Source organism: Mesorhizobium sp. LNHC209A00 (assembly GCF_000502915.1).
In the GTDB taxonomy this organism is placed as follows: Bacteria; Pseudomonadota; Alphaproteobacteria; order Rhizobiales; family Rhizobiaceae; genus Mesorhizobium.
The window spans coordinates 385,642-403,835 of record NZ_AYWT01000003.1; the positions used below are offsets into that span (position 1 = coordinate 385,642).

General features: G+C 63.7%; 15 protein-coding genes. 12 read left to right on the forward strand and 3 right to left on the reverse strand.

The window, feature by feature from the left end:
- Positions 1-114: 114 nt before the first annotated feature.
- The 5 genes from X739_RS156475 to X739_RS156455 all read left to right on the forward strand — a co-directional run bounded on the left by X739_RS156475 (position 115) and on the right by X739_RS156455 (position 7,380).
- Positions 115-4,926, forward strand: a complete 4,812-nt coding sequence (locus X739_RS156475; protein ID WP_023770400.1) for a YadA-like family protein — start codon at positions 115-117, stop codon at positions 4,924-4,926.
- 91 nt (positions 4,927-5,017) lie between these two features.
- Positions 5,018-5,566, forward strand: a complete 549-nt coding sequence (locus X739_RS156470) for an invasion associated locus B family protein (RefSeq protein ID WP_023770399.1) — start codon at positions 5,018-5,020, stop codon at positions 5,564-5,566.
- Between the two features lie 13 nt (positions 5,567-5,579).
- Positions 5,580-6,257, forward strand: a complete 678-nt coding sequence (locus X739_RS156465; protein ID WP_023793995.1) for a hypothetical protein — start codon at positions 5,580-5,582, stop codon at positions 6,255-6,257.
- Positions 6,258-6,303: 46 nt separating this feature from the next.
- On the forward strand, positions 6,304-6,765 hold the full coding sequence (locus X739_RS156460; RefSeq protein WP_023770397.1) for a DUF4189 domain-containing protein: 462 nt from the start codon (positions 6,304-6,306) through the stop codon (positions 6,763-6,765).
- Between the two features lie 69 nt (positions 6,766-6,834).
- The gene (locus X739_RS156455) at positions 6,835-7,380 is read left to right on the forward strand and encodes an invasion associated locus B family protein (protein WP_023770396.1); all 546 of its coding nucleotides are present in this window, start codon (positions 6,835-6,837) and stop codon (positions 7,378-7,380) included.
- Positions 7,381-7,505: 125 nt separating this feature from the next.
- Here X739_RS156455 and X739_RS156450 read toward each other — a convergent pair whose 3' ends face one another.
- The 3 genes from X739_RS156450 to X739_RS156440 form a co-directional block, all read right to left on the reverse strand.
- Positions 7,506-8,816, reverse strand: coding sequence for an Nramp family divalent metal transporter (locus tag X739_RS156450; RefSeq protein ID WP_023793998.1), 1,311 nt, complete (start codon positions 8,814-8,816; stop codon positions 7,506-7,508).
- Positions 8,817-8,960: 144 nt separating this feature from the next.
- Positions 8,961-10,508, reverse strand: a complete 1,548-nt coding sequence (locus X739_RS156445; protein ID WP_023794001.1) for a GMC family oxidoreductase — start codon at positions 10,506-10,508, stop codon at positions 8,961-8,963.
- Positions 10,509-10,661: 153 nt separating this feature from the next.
- Positions 10,662-11,504 (reverse strand): GntR family transcriptional regulator, encoded by an 843-nt coding sequence (locus tag X739_RS156440; protein ID WP_245273804.1) that lies wholly within the window; start codon positions 11,502-11,504, stop codon positions 10,662-10,664.
- Here X739_RS156440 and X739_RS156435 point away from each other — a divergent pair.
- The 7 genes from X739_RS156435 (at position 11,503) to fhmpcd1 (ending at position 18,145) form a co-directional block, all read left to right on the forward strand.
- Entirely contained in the window at positions 11,503-12,339 is an 837-nt protein-coding gene (locus tag X739_RS156435; protein ID WP_023770392.1) for an alpha/beta hydrolase, read from the forward strand. The two genes, X739_RS156440 and X739_RS156435, sit on opposite strands and share 2 nt — an antisense overlap.
- Positions 12,340-12,383: 44 nt before the next feature.
- Positions 12,384-13,523: an NAD(P)/FAD-dependent oxidoreductase gene (locus X739_RS156430; RefSeq protein WP_023781358.1), complete on the forward strand. Its 1,140-nt coding sequence runs from the start codon at positions 12,384-12,386 to the stop codon at positions 13,521-13,523.
- Positions 13,524-13,590: 67 nt separating this feature from the next.
- Entirely contained in the window at positions 13,591-14,181 is a 591-nt protein-coding gene (locus tag X739_RS156425) for an amino acid synthesis family protein (RefSeq protein WP_023770390.1), read from the forward strand.
- Positions 14,182-14,211: 30 nt separating this feature from the next.
- Entirely contained in the window at positions 14,212-14,670 is a 459-nt protein-coding gene (locus tag X739_RS156420) for a YbhB/YbcL family Raf kinase inhibitor-like protein (RefSeq protein ID WP_015315976.1), read from the forward strand.
- Positions 14,671-14,742: 72 nt separating this feature from the next.
- Positions 14,743-15,465 carry a class II aldolase/adducin family protein gene (locus X739_RS156415; protein ID WP_023781359.1) on the forward strand — a complete coding sequence of 241 codons (723 nt, stop codon included), beginning with the start codon at positions 14,743-14,745 and terminating at the stop codon, positions 15,463-15,465.
- A gap of 113 nt (positions 15,466-15,578) precedes the next feature.
- A complete protein-coding gene (locus X739_RS156410; protein WP_023794006.1) occupies positions 15,579-17,216 on the forward strand; it encodes a choline dehydrogenase in 1,638 nt (545 codons plus the stop codon).
- On the forward strand, positions 17,216-18,145 hold the full coding sequence (gene fhmpcd1 / locus X739_RS156405) for a 5-formyl-3-hydroxy-2-methylpyridine 4-carboxylate 5-dehydrogenase (protein ID WP_023770386.1): 930 nt from the start codon (positions 17,216-17,218) through the stop codon (positions 18,143-18,145). The genes X739_RS156410 and fhmpcd1 overlap by 1 nt, the downstream gene beginning before the upstream one ends.
- The last annotated feature ends 49 nt before the right edge of the window (positions 18,146-18,194 follow it).

Here is an 18,194-nt window from a genome sequence, read left to right on the forward strand (position 1 = left end):
GGGTTGCTCGGCTCTTTGCTGACAAGGCAGCAATTTCGTGAAATACGGCTGAGAGGAATCATGTCTTTCTGATGGCATTGGAATTGATTTTCGTGCCGGCCAGCGGAGGGACCCATGACCGACAATCGCATTTCGAGCGGCTCGCTTCCTGTTCGGCATCGCGCGGCGCACTTCGCCAGTCAGTGGATCGCGAACGCCGATCCCCGCTCTCGCTCGGCTCGCCGCCGCCTGATGGCGGTGCTGCGGATGGCCCATTGCGTGCTCGGCATGCGGCGCAAGCGCCTGGGGCTGGGAACGCTGGGCGTCGGCGGGATGCTCGGGGTGCAGCTTGCCGTGGTGGGGATCATGATCCCGCAATCAGCTTTCGCGCAGGTCGCCATTGGCAACGGTGTTGTGACCAACGTCGCGAACTGCACGACTCCCTCCGCAGGGGGGCAAAGCATTGCTATCGGTTGCGCTAGCACCGCTCCCGGCGCCGCCTCAACCGCCATAGGTTCTAACGCCCACGTGAATGGCAACAACGGCGTGGCGTTGGGCACCGCTATCACCGCTACCGGCGATGCTTCGATCGCGATCGGCTATTCGATGGGTGTCAATGGCCTCAACGCCATAGGCATCGGTGTCTTCGCGAACGCGACCGGTGTCAACGCGCTCGCGGTGGGCGGGAACGCCCGCGCGCTGGTGGACGGAGCGTCAGCCTTTGGTGTCAACAGCACCGCAAACGGCGCGAACGCCGTCGCTCTCGGTTCAACGGCCAGCGCTTCGGGTGGGGCCTCGGTGGCGATTGGGTTGTCGTCCAACGCTTCATCTTCAAATGGTGCGGCCATAGCCATGGGGGTCGGCGCCAAGGCAAACGCCGGAACTGGCGGCGGTTCTCCCGTTGCCATTGGCACGAATGCAAATGCGAGCGGCACCGCTCCTGTCGGCTTCACGTTCGAGGCCGTTGCGCTCGGCACAGCCGCGGCCTCGACGGGGGCATGGTCCGCCGCCGTAGGTTCGAGCGCGTCTGCAACGGCGACCGGAGCCAGCGCCTTCGGCACATCTGCCACGGCGTCGGCCAATCAGTCCACAGCGATTGGCAACGGAGCGGCCGCCTCGGCGACGGGGGCCGTATCCATGGGGTACCTCGCCAAAGCCAGCGCCGTTAATGCAATCGCCTTGGGCCAGGGCGCGGTCGCGAACCAGGTAAACGGTCTGGCTTTGGGTGAGGCCTCCACTGCCAAAGGTGTGAACAGCACAGCAATTGGCGGTGGGTCGGTCTCCAGCGGGCTTCAAGCGGTCTCTCTGGGCATCAACGCGAACGGGGGAGCCGACAACGCAGTTGCGATCGGAACAGCGGCCCAAGCCACCGGTACCTATGGCTTTGCAGGAGGTTGGTCCTCCGTCGCCAGTGCGGACAGTGCCACTGCCCTCGGCAAGTCAGCCGCTGCATCGGCGATTAACTCTGTCGCCGTCGGCTCCAGCACCGTTGCGTCGGGAGCCTTCGGCGTCGCCTTGGGCAACCAGGCACAGGCGCTCGCTGCCGGTGGTGGTGTTGCGGTAGGCTCGGGCGCAATCGTTGCCAGCACCGCGACCTCGGGCGTCGCCGTTGGCAACAACGCAAATTCCAGCGGCGTCAGTTCGGTTGCTACCGGCGCCGGTGCCAACTCCAGCGGCGATTATTCGGTCGCCACGGGTTCCGCAGCCAAGGCCACCGGTGCCCGTGCCTTCGCGGGCGGCCGTTCGGTCACGGCCGCAGGCGACGATTCCATCGCCATCGGCACGACTTCCGTCTCTTCAGGGGCAGCCTCGACGGCAGTTGGAGCGGGCGCGGTGGCACAAGACGTAAACGCGGTCGCCATGGGCACCGCCGCCAGCGCGATCACCGCCGATTCCGTCGCCATCGGCACGGGCGCGGTGGCCGACGGCGGCAAGGCGGTCGCCATCGGTGCCGGCAACGAAGCCTATGGTGACGGTGCGGTCGCCATCGGTGATCCCAGCTACGCCAGCGGCACGGGCGCCTTCACCGGCGGCGCGAACAACATCGCCAACAGCGACGGCACGGCGAGCGCCACCGCCGCCAACATGGCCGCTGGCGCGGTTGCCGTCGGCAACAACAACAAGGCCATTGGGCAAGGTTCGGTGGCGCTTGGCAACGGCTCGACGGCGGGCGCCGCCGGTCTCGCCGGCAATGTCGCGCTAGGCAATGGCGCGACGGCGGCGGCAAGCTCCGGCGACGTGGCGCTTGGCTCCGGCTCGGTGACCGCGGTGGCGGTCGGCACGCCTAATGCGGTCATCAACGGCACGACCTACGTCTTCCAGGGCACCACCCCAACTTCGACGGTCAGCGTCGGCGCACCCGGCGCCGAACGCACGCTCACCAACGTCGCCGCGGGGCGGATCAGCGCGCTCTCGACCGATGCGATCAACGGCTCGCAGCTCGCCGCAACCAACCAGGCCGTCGACGCCATCGGTGCCGCCATCACCAACATCAATGTCGGCGGCGGCATCAAATATTTCCATGCCAACTCGACCCTGGCGGACTCCCAGGCGCTGGGCACCGATTCCGTCGCGGTTGGCCCCAATGCGGTGGCCAACAATGCCGGCGATGTGGCGATCGGCCTGAATTCGACGTCTGGCGCTACCACCGCGACCGGCGGCGCGACCATCGGCGGCGTCAACTATGCCTTCGCCGGCGGCTCGCCGGCCGGCGCCTTCTCGGTCGGCTCGACCGGCGCCGAACGCCAGATCCAGAATGTCGCGGCTGGGCAGTTGAACGGCGGTTCGACCGATGCCGTCAACGGCTCGCAGCTCTTCGCCACCAACCAGCAGGTGACGCAGAACACCACCGACATCGCCAATATCGGCAGTGGCGTGACCAATCTCGGCAACATCATCGACAACATCGCCGGCGACACTTCGACCGCCTACACCGATGCCAATGGCATCGGCATCCGCTACGCCCGCACCAACGAGGCCGGGCTGGCGCAGACGGACTCCTTCGCACAAGGCGTCGGCTCCACCGCCGTCGGCTACGCGGCGACCGCAACCGGGGACAGCGCGCTGTCGCTTGGCCGCGGCACCCTGGCCAGCATCGACGACAGCGTGGCGCTCGGTTCCGGTTCGGTCTCGGATCGCGCGATCGCTCCCGCTTCCGGGCAGATCGCGGCCGGCCCATCGAACTTCATCCAGTACAACACCACCGACAAGACGCTGCTCGGCGCCGTGTCGGTCGGCACCAGCACTTCGTACCGCCAGATCACCAATGTCGCCGACGGCACGCAGGATCAGGATGCGGTGACGGTGCGCCAGCTCGCCGGCGCCATCGCTGCCGTGTCGGCCACCTCGACCAAATACTTCCATGCAAATTCGACGGCGGGCGATTCGCTTGCGGTGGGCGCGGAGTCGGTCGCGGTCGGCCCGACCACCGTCGTCAACGGCGACAATGGCGTTGGGATCGGCAATGGCGCTATCGTCGATCAGACGGCGCCCGGCGGAACGGCCATCGGCCAGAACGCCCATGTCATGCTGGCCGACGGTATCGCGCTCGGCACCGATTCTCTCGCGGCGGGCGTCCAATCGGTGGCACTCGGCGCTGGCGCGCAAAGCACCTTCGCCAACAGCGTGGCGCTGGGCGCCTCGTCCATCACGACGGTTGGCGCGCAGGCCGGCTATACGGCCTTTGCCCTGACCGCCGCGCAGACCTCGGCCGGCGAGGTGTCGTTCGGCGCCGCCGGGGCCGAACGCAAGCTCACCAATGTCGCGGCCGGCTCGGCCGATACCGACGGCGTCAACGTCTCGCAGCTGCGCGGCGTGTCGCAGAACGTGACCAATCTGTTCGGCGGCGGCACCACGGTCAATCCCGACGGCTCGATCACCGGCCCGACCTACAATATCCAGGGCAACAACTACTCGACCGTCTATGACGGCTTCACCGCCGTCGACAATGCGCTGACCACCATCAACAATGGCGGCGGCATCAAATACTTCCACGCCAATTCGACGCTGGCCGACAGCATCGCCGGCGGCACCGACGCGGTGGCGATCGGGCCGGAGAGCGTGGCGAGCGGCACCGACAGCCTGGCCGCTGGGCATGGCTCGACGGCTACCGGGCAGGGCGCGGTCGCGCTAGGCCAGGGCGCCAAGGCCAACAACACCAACGATGTGGCGCTCGGCTCTGGCTCGGTTTCGCAGACCGCCGTCGGCACCCCCAGCACCACAATCAACGGCAAGACCTACGCCTTTGCCGGCACGGCCCCGGTCGGCACCGTCAGCGTCGGCGATGCCGGCGCGGAGAGGACGATCACCAATGTCGCCGCCGGAAGCATTTCCTCCGGCAGTACCGACGCCATCAACGGTTCGCAGCTCTACGCCACCAACACGGCGATCGAAGACCTGACCAAAACGATCGGCGGCATCGGCGGCACCGTCCAAAACACCGTGCAATACGACACCGTCACCAATCCGGACGGATCGACGACCAAGACCAACAAGATCACGCTGCAGGGCGGCGATCCGAATGCGCCTGTCGTCATCTCTAATGTCGGCCCCGGTGTTGCCGGCACCGACGCGGTTAATGTCAACCAGCTGAACCTGAACCTGGCTCAGAGCAAGACCTATACCGACCAGGTGGCTGTCACGACGTTGCAACAGGCCAACACTTATACCGACCAGAAATTCAGCCAGCTCAATTCCGACATAAGCGGCATCAGGGACGAAGCACGGCAGGCGGCGGCAATCGGACTGGCGGCGGCCTCGCTGCGCTATGACGACCGCCCGGGCAAGCTGAGCGTGGCGGCCGGCGGTGGCTTCTGGCGGGACTCGAGCGCCTTTGCCTTCGGCGCCGGCTACACCAGCGAGGACGGCCGCATCCGTGGCAATGTGTCCGGCACGGCGGCGGGTGGAAATGTCGGTGTCGGCGCCGGGCTGAGCTTTACCTTGAACTGATGCGGGACCCGGGGCGGGAATGAACAGGCGAACCGGCCATGACAGGCCAGGCGCGAATCCGGGAAACCCGTTTGGTTTTCCCGGACTAGCCATGGCATTCCTGACCTGCTTGGCGCTTGCCGGCGGGCTGGCGCCGGCTGCCGCGCAGGCGGCTTCGCCCTATAGGGTCAAGCCGTCCGACGTGGTGGTGCCGCCGGGCGTGAAGCTCGGACAATACCAGCGCACCATCCGTCCCTTCGAGAACTGGACGCTGATCTGCGACGAGAACCTCAAGGCGCGCAAGAAGGTCTGCAACGTCTCGCAGGTGATCGAGGACGGGGCGGGCAAGATGGCGTTCAGCTGGTCGCTCGCCGCCACTCAGGACGGCAAACCCTACATGATCCTGCGCACCGCCCCAAACGCCAGGAGCGATGGGCTGGTATCGCTGAAGTTCGAGGGGCGCGCCGAATCCATCGACGTGCATTTGAACGGCTGCAACGAAATGGTCTGTGTCGGCATGCTGCCGGTGGGACCCCTGATGCGCCAGGAGATAGCGCAGAAGGCGACGCCGGCGATTTCCTATCCGACCGTCGATGGCCAGACCATTACCGTAACCGCAACGCTCAAGGGGCTGTCCGAGGCCCTTGCGCCAGTCAAATAACCGAGGCAGCACCGTGAGCCAGCAAGACCCGTTCATCTCCGCTACGCGCAGCAACCCGACCGTCGAACCGGACCGCAAGAGGACCGTCGAGCCGCCGCGGCGTTGGCCGCGCATCGTCGGATTGTCGCTGTTGGGGCTGATCATGATCGGCATCGGTTTTGCCGGCGCGAACTATGCCGCGATCGCCGGTCTGGTCGGCAGTCCGACGGCCGCACAGGCCGAGGTTGCCGCCGCTCCCGCGCTGCCGGACTCGCCCTTCCTCCAGCACGTGAAGCAGGCTGGCGTGCAGGCCTGCTCGACCGTCTTTCCGGTGCTCGGGCAGCTTTTGACGACCGGCACGAAGTATAGCGTCAAATCCCTGTGGAACGACCAGGCCGCCGACAAGCACGCTGTCCAGGCTTTTGTCGGCATGGACTATGCCACGGACCGTTACAGCGGGCCGGCCGCCGGCGTGGTCTTCGCTTCGCCAACCGCTTCGGGCTGCGAGGGGGCNGAGGGGGCGATGGTGCGGGTGGCGCCATTCGCCAGCCCGTGCGCGGACATTCCGTCGGTTCTTCCGCAGGGCAGCAAGATCACGGATCATCTCGGACAGGTCGAAGTGTACGAGCTTGGTGGCAACACGGGCGAAGCCCTTCTGCTGCCGACGGGCAACACATGCGTGGTGATTTCCATCGCATCGGCGGCCAAGTGAGAATGTCAGGCGAATGGGCGAGGCGCCCTGGAAAGGATTGCGGACCATGAAATCGCGACGGTTGACAGTCTTGTGCATGGCCTTGCTGTGGAGCGGACAGGTCGTCTCGGCCGATCTGGCGGAGCCGTCCGAGCCACCGCAGGAGGAGAAAGGCATCTGGGCGGCAATCGCCTACTCCCAAACCGATACCAAATACGGCTTCTTCTGGGGCGCCGACAAACGGCAGGAAGCGAAGGACATAGCGCAGAAATATTGCGAGAATGCTGGTGGAAAGGCCTGCAACGTCGTTACGGTGTTCCGCAATCACCGCCACTGGAAGGACGATGACAGGACCGGATTCCCCTACAAGCATTGCGGCGCGCTCGCCGTGGCCGAAAAGGTGGAGAATCGGTTCACCCCCTGGGGCGTCAACTCAGCCGAAACCCGCCGGGAAGCGGAGGATCTCGCCCTGCAAGCCTGCGAGGCAGGGGGGACCCAATGCAAGATCCGCGAATGGGTCTGTACGTGACGGTAAACACGGCCCTGGAAGCCGCAACTTCGGGGCACTTGCCCGGCACCCAAGAGAAGGCAGCATTCATTGGTTCGTAGACAGCTTTTCCTGAAGGCAGCCGTGATCTGCGCGTCTGCCTTCTCAGCTCCGGTGCCGGCCGTTTTTGCGCAACAGCAGCAGGCGTCGCTTCCAAATGGCGCATCGTCGCTCCAGGAAACCTATCAGGACTGGCAGCTGGCCTGCGGCATGCAGGACAATGCCCGGGTCTGCACGGTCACGCAGGACCAGACGCAGAAAAACGGCCAGAGGCTTCTGGCCGTGGAACTGCGCGTGGGGCAGAAGGGCGGGCTGATCGGAACCCTGCTGCTGCCCTTCGGCATCCTGTTCGAGCCCGGCGTGATGCCTCAGATCGACGACCAGCCGCCCGTCGGGCCGTTGAAGTTCAGGACCTGCCTGCCGAACGGCTGCGTGGCGCTGTTTCCGATCGACCGGGCGCTGATGCAGAAGCTCAAGGCGGGCAGCGAGCTGAAACTCGACGTCACCACCGCGGCCGACACCAAGCTGAGTTTTCCGGTGTCGCTGAAAGGCCTTGGCGCCGCCCTCGATCGCATGGTCGCGCTGAGCGCACGTTGACGAGAAGATGCTCAGCGGCCCGTCACCGACGATGGTGCCGGTACGCGACTGCCGGCCGATACCCAAGGTCCTGGTTCCCCGCAGGCGCTCAGCATCATACCGGAGCCTGATCCGATCGCGTCATTTCAAAAGATCCATTGCAGCGCGAGGCCGATAACGGACAGTCCCATTGCTGTTGTCGCGAGCCAGCCGAGCAAGCGCAGCCAGCCCTCAACGGGGAATTCGCCCATGATGTCGGAACGCCCGGTCATCAGCATCATGACGACCATTACGGGGACCGCGCATATGCCGTTGATGACGGCGCTCCAGTATAGCGCCTTGATGGGATCGATCGGCGTCAGCATGATCCCCATTCCCAGCGCTACCGCGGCGGCCAAGGTGGCATAGAATGCCATCGCTTGCTTCGGCTTGCGCTCCAGTCCCACTGGCCAGCGGCGCGCCTCGCCGACGGCGAAGGCGGCCGAGCCGGCGAGAACCGGCACGGCAAGAAGGCCAGTGCCGATAATCCCCATCGCAAAAATCACAAAGGCGAATTTGCCCGCGACCGGCTCCAGGGCCTTGGCTGCGTCGGTGGAGGAAGCGATATCGGTCACCCCCGCCTTATGCAGGGTGGCGGCCGTCGTGACGATGATCGCAAGGGCGATCAGGTTCGAAAAGGCCATGCCCACCAGGGTGTCGGCGCGAATGCGCTGGAACGCGCGCGGCGCCTGCCACGGCGCCCATTTCAGCGGCTTGGCCTTTGGGTCGATCTTCTCCTCTTCGACCTCTTGCGATGCTTGCCAGAAGAACAGGTAGGGAGAAATCGTGGTGCCGAGTATGGCCAGAAGCGTCGTGAAGAACGCCCGGCTCCATTCCACGTGAGGAACAAAGATTCCCTTGAACGCCTCGGCCCATGGAATATCAGCCAGAAACGCGGCCACCACGTAGGCAAAGAGGCTCAGCGTTGTCCATTTCAGGACCGTCACGTAGCGGCTGTAGTCGAGAAAGACGATGGCCAAAACGCATGCCACGCCAAACGCAACGACATAGAGCGAGCTTGGGCCGCCCACCAGCAATCGCAGTGCGTCAGCCATCGCGCTCAGGTCCGCCCCGATGTTGATCACGTTGGCGGCGAACAAAAGCAAGGCTACAAAATACATCAGCGGAGACGGGTAGTGCCGGGCGAGGTTGCCGGAAATACCTCGACCTGTCGTCCGGCCTATTCGCGCTGCTATCTCCTGGATCGCGACCATTAGCGGAAATGTGAAGACCATGGTCCAGCCGACATTGAAGCCCAGCTGGGCGCCCGCCTGACTGTAGGTGCCGATGCCCGAAGGATCGTCGTCCGAAGCGCCAGTGATGAAACCGGGCCCGATTGTGCGCAACAATCGCTGGAACGGCCCCTTTGCCCGAAGGTTACTCTGTTTCCCAGAGAATTCGGCGCTTATGTTGCTCATGCAGGTGCTCCAGAAACGGGGTCCCTTCCGTAATCCGCATGAAGCAAAATTCAACGATCGCCATTCGGTTCCGTTAGCAATCGCTGAAATGCCGTTGTGCCGTGTCGCCAGGTGGTTCTTGCTTTGCCGGCCATATGATATTTCTCAGGCGCGGGATCGCGCGAAGGTCTCGGCGATCGCGAGAACCGCAGCGTGTATAGGTCCGGCGGTGAGACTGGGCATGATCGAAGCGTCGACGACAAAAAGATTGTCGAGCGCCTTGAGCCGCAGATCCGCATCGACGACGGCGTCCGGGTCCTTGCCCGTCCTGCAAGTGCCACAGGGATGATGGTGCGTGATGGCCGACTGCGCGATGAAGTCGTCCATGTCAGCCGCACTGTTCAGGCTGCCTGGCAGGAGTTCGCGCTCGCGCCAGCCGGCGAGTTCATCCCGATGTCCGATCGTCCGGGCTGCCTCGAGCGCCTGGCGAAACAAGACGCGGTCCCGGCCGCTTTGCAAATATGCGGGGTTGATGATCAACCGATCATCGAGCTCCGGTCCGCTTATGCGCACGCTGCCGCGGCTCGCTGGATGGGTGATCCCGAACAGCAGCGTATATGCCGTACCGGCGGCAGGCGCCTGAAAGCTTTCGGAGACGATCGGCGCGACGCCGCAACCAACGACAATTTCGGGCTGACCGGTACCGGTGAACCCGTCGGCGCGCATATAGGCCATCGATTCCGAGTGCTGGAGCCGCGATGGAGGAACGGGCCTGCGGGCCGCATAAAGGTTGCCGGCGCCAAGCAGGTGATCCTGAAGGTTTCGACCGACTTGCGGCATATCGATCAGGCAGCCAACGCCGGCGGCATCGAGCATGTCGTGCGGACCGATGCCCGAGCGCATCAGCAAAGCGGGACTTTCCAGCGCGCCGGCGCAAAGCACAATTTGATCCGCGAGGATTTCGACGGGACCCTGTCGCCCCACGACTTCGAGACCGCGGACCCGATTGCTCGCCAGCTTAAGCCGCCGCACTCGCGTTGCCGTGAGGATGGTGAGGTTCTTGCGGCCTCTAACAGCCGGCGTGAGCCAGGCGTCCGCCACCGTAACCCGCCGCCCATCGCGAATGTTCAGGGAGTTCGGGGTGACGCCGATCATCTCTCCGCTGTTGTGACCTTCAAGACGCGGCAGGCCGAGCGAAGCGCCGGCTTCGACGAACGCGCGCGCGACCGGACTCACCTCGTCGGTCGGCAAATGGACGGGCATTGGTCCGCCCTTGCCGTAAAGGCCGTTACCGCCGAGCGGGTGATCCTCGATAGCCCGAAACACAGGCAGCAATTCATCCCAGCTCCATCTGTTATCGCCAGTCGCGTCGACCCATGCCTGGAAGTCCCGGGGATGACCGCGCATGTAGCCCATCGCGTGCAGGCAACTCGAACCGCCGATCACCCGCCCGCGCGCCCAGCGATGCACCCGGCCCGCGGTCCCAGCCTGCGGCTCCGTGCGATAGTCCCAATCGTAGCCGCGACCCTGAAGTGCCGGCCATGCGGCGGGGTTCCAGATATCGGGATCCGCCGCTTCTTCGCCTGCCTCGATCAGCAGAACGCGGCTGTCCGGCTTTTCGCTCAGTCGCGCTGCAAGCAATGCGCCCGCCGACCCGCCGCCGACGATGACGATATCGGCATCCCGTTCGCGCTCAAAACTCGCCCAGGTCATCATCACTCCAACTGACGCTTGCGTATTTGGATGGTCGGCAAGGGTGGCGCCTGACACGAGGTGGGCCCCCGTATCGAGCTGTTCGCGGACAGTCGTTCCGCGACCTCGTCAAAGGCTTCGGGTCTCAGGCGGAGCAACTGTCTTTCGCAAAACTCAAGTCGCGCTGTCCATGGACATCTTCGCTGCCGCTTTGGCCTTCAACAGGTGATTTTTGGAGGCTTTGCGGGCGGCCTTCTCGTCGCCGGCAGCGATGGATTCGTATATCTCCTTCATCTCCGCCAGGCTGCTCTGTGCCCTGCCATCCAATGACATCGATCGTCCGCGAAAGAAGCTGATCCTGGCCACCAGGCCCCGATGGACCTCCTCCAGGATCGGGTTGCCGCAATTGGCCAGTATGATCGAATAGAAGTCCGCGGCGGTCATGACCTGCGCCAGGCTGTCATTGCTGGACGCGGCCGCTTCGAATGCGGAAAGAGATTTCTCGAGTTCGCGCAACTGCTCCGGGGAAATTCTCGACGCGCATCGTCCCGCGGCCTCGACTTCCAGCAGCTCTCGAACCTCGTAGATGGCGGTTGCCACCTCCCACGTAAGCGACGGTATCGACGGCCCGCGGTTGGGGACGATTTCGATTAGGCGCTCGGCCTCGAGACTGCGCAAGGCCTCACGCAACGAAGGGCGACTGATTCCGAGTTGCGTGCACAGCTGACTTTCGATGAGGCGGCTTCCCGGCTGGAACAATCCGGAGAAGATGGCGAGCCGTAACTTGTCGACGGTCTCTCGTTGAACTGTTCGTGGGGAAATTCGCAAATTCAAATCTGGAGGCATCTCTAACGTCTCATCGGTTTGAGTCGCAATCTCCCAAGCAGCATACGTCACGCCGTGGGAAATAGCCAGATTGTCAAATCTGAAGATTGCAAGAATGTCAGACAATCGGCTTGACGTCCTTCTGGCTGTATGATCCTTTTGACCGAGACGGGCAGTGACGGTGAGGATCATGAACATTGCGGCGGAGATAGCTTGCGACGAATTTGGTTCGCGACGCATCGACACCGGCCGTATTGCCCTGAATGTGCGCGAGGCGGGCAGCGGCCCGTTGATGCTGTTGTTCCATGGTATTACCTCCAATTCCGCGGTCTTCACGCCGTTGATGGCTCGGCTTTTGGATCGCTTCACGACCGTGGCCGTCGACCAGAGGGGGCACGGCCTCAGCGACAAGCCGGAAGGCGGTTACGAGGCGAATGACTACGCCGACGACATTGCCGGCTTGATCCGTACCCTCGACCGGGGTCCTGCAATCCTCGTCGGACATTCGCTTGGCGCGAGAAACTCCGTCACGGCCGCCGTGCGACATCCAGATCTGGTGCGGTCGGTCATCGCAATCGACTTCACGCCCTACATCGAGACCGAAGCGTTGGATGCATTGGAAGCCCGGGTCAACGCGGGAAGCCAGCTTTTCGAGGATACCGAGGCCGTAGAAGCATATCTTGCCGGCCGTTATCCGAACATTCCCGGCGACGCCATCAGGATCCGAGCCGAGAGCGGCTATCATCGGGTCGACGGCGGGCTGCGGCCATTGGCGTCACCCGCGGCCATGGCCCAGACGGCCAAGGGCCTGCGATCAGACCTAGTGCCCGCCTATCGGGATGTGGCGAAGCCCGTCCTCATCGTTCGAGGCGAGGCGAGCAAATTGGTTTCGGCGGCGGCGCTGGCGAAAACAAGCCGGCTGCGGCCCGATCTGCCCGTGGTCGTCGTTCCGGGCGCCGACCATTACGTCAATGAGGTATCTCCCGAGATCACGCTGAAAGCGATCACGAATTTCATCGACGCCTGACGGCGCAGCATGCCGTCTTCTTGTACGCAGCATCAGGATAGAAAATGGCCAATGTAAATAAAACCCAGGGTAAGGCGCGCCGTGCCGAGGTCGCTGGCGGCGGCTTTGCCGGCCTGACGGCCGCCATCGCTCTGAGGCAGAAGGGTTGGGATGTCAGGCTGCACGAAAAGAGCTCGGAGCTGCGGGCATTCGGGGCGGGCATCTATCTCTGGCACAATGGTCTTCGCGTGCTCGAAGGACTGGGCGCCCTGGATGATGTTCTCCAAGGTTCGCACACGCCCCCGACCTACGAGACCTGGATGCATAACAAGTCGGTTTCCAAGGAGACGTTCAACGGTCTCCCTTGGCGCATCATGACCCGGAGCCACCTGCATGATGCCCTGGTCAACCGCGCCCGCGCGCTGGGCGTCGACATATCGGTCAACTCGGAAGCGGTCGCCGCCGATCCGGAAGGCCGCATGACGCTTCAGAGCGGAGAGGTCCTCGAAGCCGACCTGATCGTCGGTGCCGACGGCGTTGGCTCCAAGGTCAGGGACTCCATAGGTTTCAAGCAGGACCGATGGGTTTCCAAGGACGGCCTCATCCGGCTGATCGTGCCTCGCAAGAAGAAGGAACTCGGTCACGGCGAGTGGGACAACACAATAGACATGTGGAACTTCTGGCCGCGCGTTCAGCGGATACTCTACTCGCCCTGCAACGAGAATGAACTTTATCTCGGCCTCATGGCGCCAGCCGCCGATCCGCGGGGATCGCAGGTGCCGATCGACCTTGAGGTCTGGGTCGAGATGTTCCCTTTCCTGGAGCCGTGCCTGATCGAGGCGGCGAAGCTGAAAACCGCCAGGTACGACAAGTACGAAACGACCAAGCTTGACAGCTGGACAAGAGGCAAGGTCGCCCTGGTGGGAGATGCCGCCCATGCGATGTGTCCGGCTCTTGCCCAGGGCGCCGGTTGCGCGATGGTCAATGCCTTCAGCCTGTCGCAAGATTTGGAGACTGGCTCTTCGGTCGAGGACGCGCTCGTCGCGTGGGAAAAGCGCATTCGCCCGATCACCGATCGCTGCCAGGCCCTGTCCGGCGACTATGCGGCGAACCGCTCGCTCTCGAAGGGAAACATGTTCACGCCGGCGGCATTGGAAGCAGCCCGCTACGACCCGCTGCGCGGCGTCTTCTCATGGCCGCAGTAGCATCGGACGAGCCGCTCAACGAATTAATCGGCGCGCGCGCAAGCTGCGCTCCCTTCAGGAGACCAAGATGAACTATTCCAGTGAAGTCGAACGGGATTACGATGTCAGGGGTTGGTACGCCTCGGTCCAGGAAAGCCGGCATGATGGCGGCGAGCCTGGCGAGACTCTCGTCAAAGTCGCGACTGGCGTGGTCATCCGCAATCCGTTCGCCGGAAAGTTCGTCGCCGAACTGTCCGACCTTACCAATCCCAGTTCAGCCATCGGTCATGCGCTCGGCGAGCGGGCCGTGGCGCTGCTCGGCAACAGGCCGGTCGAAAGCTATGGCAAGGGTGGTATTGCTGGCACATCCGGCGAGCAGGAACATGTCGTGGCCTGCATCACCACGGTGTTCGGAGATCCGCTTCGCCAGCAAGTGGGCGGCGGCAAGGCCTGGATCTCGTCGGTCAGCAAGGTCGCCGCAGCCGGCACATCCATCGATATCCCGCTTGCCCATAAGGACGAGCTCTACATCCGTTCCCACTATGATGCTGTCACATTTTCCGTGCCGGATGGCCCGCGCCCCGATGAGCTTTTGATCTGCGTGGCCGTCGCATCGGGTCCGCGCGTTCATCAGCGCGTAGGGGGCAAATCCGTCGCCGACCTCAAGGCCGGTGTCTAGTTCGATCGAAATTGGCGAAGGACGAATTCCATGCCCCTGAACATCAAGGACCTCAAGATTACGTCGGCGGATTTCAAGCCGCTCGGGAAGTTGCGCGACGAGCATGCCGGCGACAAAGGTAATGTGTTGCCCAGGCTTACGGTCAGCGGCGTCCCCGCAGGCACGAAGGAACTCGCGGTCATCTGCCATGATCCCGACGCTCCCTTGCCCAACGGCTTCACGCATTGGGTCGTCTACGGCATCGATCCGTCGACGACCGATCTTTCGGACGCGCAGGAGAAATTTCGCGTCGGGCCAAACGGCGCCGGCGGCAAGCAGTATTACGGGCCCCAGCCGCCTGCAGGCCATGGAGAACATCACTATTACTTCTGGGTCTATGCCCTAGACACCAAGGTCGAAGGGACGCCTACCAGGGAGGAGTTCCTGCAGAAATATGCCGGAAACATCATCGAGCAAAATCGGATCGTCGGCCTCTACGAAAACAAGTGAAGTCCGCGGCACCGGCGACCGATAACAAGAATAAAAATGGTCGCCAGCGCCGCGCAATGGGAGAATTTGGAAATGAAAGACAACAGCCCAGCGCACCAGACGGTCTTCGAAGAGCTGGTCACGGCGACGAAGATCCTTCTGAACGAAGGCATCATGGATACGTTCGGGCATATCAGTGCCCGTGACCCCCAGGATCCCCAAAGCTTCTTCCTGGCGCAGAAGCTTGCACCGAGCCTGATAACCGTCGACGACATCCAGTGTTTCAATCTCGACGGCGAGACGTCGGACAATCGCCCGTCCTATCTTGAGCGCTACATTCACAGCGAGATCTACAAGGCGCGGCCCGACGTTCAGTGTGTGCTCCACACCCATTCTCCGGCTGTCCTGCCGTACTGCTTCGTCGATACGCCGCTTCGGCCGGTCACCCACATGGGAGCTTTCATCGGCGAGAAAGTCCCGGTCTACGAGATTCGCGACAAGAATGGCGACGAGACGGATCTCTTCGGCGGCAGCCCTGGGATTTGCGCTGATATCGCCGAAAGTCTCGGCAACCAGACAGTGGTGCTCATGGCGCGGCATGGCGTCGTCAATGTCGGCAACTCCGTGCGTGAGGTCGTCTTCCGGGCGTTTTATCTCGAGCAGGAAGCGGCAGCGCTCACGGCCGGCCTGCGGATCGGCAATGTCAAATATCTATCGCCGGGCGAGATAAAGACGGCAGGAAAACTCGTCGGCGCCCAGATCGATCGAGGATGGAATCACTGGTCGCAGCGTCTGAGAGAGGCCGGCCTGGCCTAGTGCCGGCCGCCTTGAGGAATACCTAGTCCATCCGGCCGTGGCCGGGATGGTCCAGGCTCGGCTTCAATAGTTCCCTGGCGCAGGAGCGCCGGACCAAGGCAATGAAACGCACCATGCCGCACACGGAAAGTTACGACTACATCATCGTTGGCGCCGGATCGGCCGGTTGCGTGCTCGCCAACCGGCTGAGCGCCGACCCCGGATGTTCGGTGCTGCTGCTCGAGGCCGGCGGCTGGGATCGCGACCCCATGATCCACATACCGCTTGGCTGGGGCAAGATCCTGACCGAGCGCCGCCACGACTGGATGTATTTCTGTGAACCGGAAGACAATGTCGGTGGACGCAGGGTCGAGTGCGCCCGCGGCAAGGTGATCGGCGGGTCTTCATCGACCAACGCCATGGCCTATGTGCGGGGAAATCGCGGCGACTACGACCGTTGGGCGGCCAGCGGGCTCCGTGATTGGTCATACGACATGGTCCTGCCCTATTTTCGCAAGCAGGAAAGCTGGGAAGGAGGCGCGAACCACTTTCGCGGCGGCACTGGCCCGGTCAGCACCCAGTTCTGCCGTTACAAGGACCCGCTGATCGACGCCTTTGCGCAAGCGAGCGTGCAGGCAGGATATCCACAGACGGACGACTACAATGGTGAGCGACAGGAAGGTTTCGGCCGCCTCCAGATGACGATCTCGAACGGTCGGCGCAGCTCGACCGCGTCCGCTTATCTGCGGCCGGCGCTGAAGCGGCCCAATTTGACTGTCCTGACCGGAGCGATGGCGACAAAGATCACGCTGGAGGGCACGCGCGCCGCCGGGGTGGTTGTGAAGCATGGCGGCGGCCAACGGTCGGTCGTCGCCCGCAAGGAAGTCCTGCTCTCGGGCGGCGTCGTCAACACGCCGCAACTTCTGATGCTGTCCGGCATAGGGGCGCCAGAGGAACTCGCGGCGCACGGTATCCAGACGCGGGTTAACCTGCCGGCTGTCGGCAAGAACCTGCAGGATCACGTCTCGGTCATCCTCATGTACCGGCGCCGCGGGCCGGTCGGCCCTTTCCTTCGCAACATGCGTGCCGATCGGATCGGGTTCGATTTCGCCAAGACCTACTTCACGGGACGAGGGTTCTCGGGAGATGTGCCAGGCGGGGTGGTCGCGTTCCTGAAAAGCGGCCCGGAGCGTCCGTTGCCGGATGTGCAACTGCTGTTCACGGCCGCCCCGCTCGCCGCGTGGCCGTATTTCGAGCCGTTCAAGGCGCCATTTCCGGACGGGTTCGCCACACGGATCGTGGCGACACAGCCTGAAAGCCGGGGCGCGGTGAAATTGGCCTCGGCCGATCCTCTCGCGGCGCCGTTGATCCACCAGAATTTCCTCGCCTCGCCGAAGGATTGGGAGTCGCTTCGGGCCGGCTTCCGAGTGGCGAGGGACCTCGCGTCGCAGCCCTCCATGCAGCCCTTCATCGAGGCGGAGTTTTTCCCTGGCCCGAAGTGCCAGAGCGACGACGAGATCGATGAGCATATCCGCAAGACCTCCATCACCGTGCATCACCCGGCGGGAACCTGCCGGATGGGCGCCGACGCGGCCTCGGTCGTCGATCCGCAATTGCGGCTTCGCGGCGTCGAGGGCCTGAGGGTGGTGGACGCTTCCGTCATGCCCGACCTGGTCTGCGGAAACATCAATGCGGCGGTGATCATGATCGCCGAGAAAGCGGCCGATCTCATCGCGGCATCAAAAGCAGCAACGCAAAGCAGGGCAGCATAATGATCCAGCGTATCGCCATCATCGGTCTGGGTACGATGGGGCCTGGCATGGCCGCTCGGCTCGCCAGGGGCGGCCTGCAGGTCGTCGCCTACGATGTTGCCCCGGGCGCGATCGAGCGCGCGGGGTCCATGCTGGGCGTGGCCGAGGGCGTTCTCGACGCCCTGGGTATCGCGGTGCCTCCGGCCGGCGCCGGAACGGTCCGCTTCACGGATGACATTGCAGACGCGGTATCGGGCGCCGACCTCGTCATCGAGAACGTTCCTGAAAACATTTCGATCAAGGCCGATGTCTATCGCACGATCGACAGCCTGATCGCATCGGACACGATCGTGGCGTCCGACACGTCGGGCATCCCGATCACCAAGCTGCAGGCGCACATCTCCCATCCCGAGCGGATGGTGGGCATGCACTGGTCGAACCCGCCGCATATCATCCCGATGATCGAGGTGATCGCCGGTGAAAAGACCGCGCCGCATATCGTGACGACGATTCGCGACCTGATCCGCTCGATCGGCCTCTTGCCGGTGGTGGTGAAGAAGGATGTTCCGGGCTTCGTCGAAAACCGCGTGCTCTATGCGCTGCTGCGCGAGGCGGTCGACCTTGTCGAGCGCGGTGTCATCGAGCCGGAAGATCTCGACACCTGCGTGTCCTGGGGCATCGGCTACAAGATCGCCGTGATCGGGCCGATGGCGCTGCTCGATATGGCGGGCCTCGATATCTACAAGTCCGTCTCGTCCTTCCTCAACGCCGATCTCTCCAATCGCGACGATGTCGCGCCGATGGTGTTGGAAAAGACGAACGCGTCGAAGCTCGGCATCAAGTCGGGGGAGGGCATGTTCTCCTACACGCCCGAGCAGACAAAGGCGCTGCAAGGCGAACGGGCGCGCAAGCTCGTCGCGGTGCGGCGCATCCTGGAGGGCCGGGAGTAGCCATGGCACATCGTGCTCACAAGGCCGGTCGGGCTGGGGCGCCGCATGG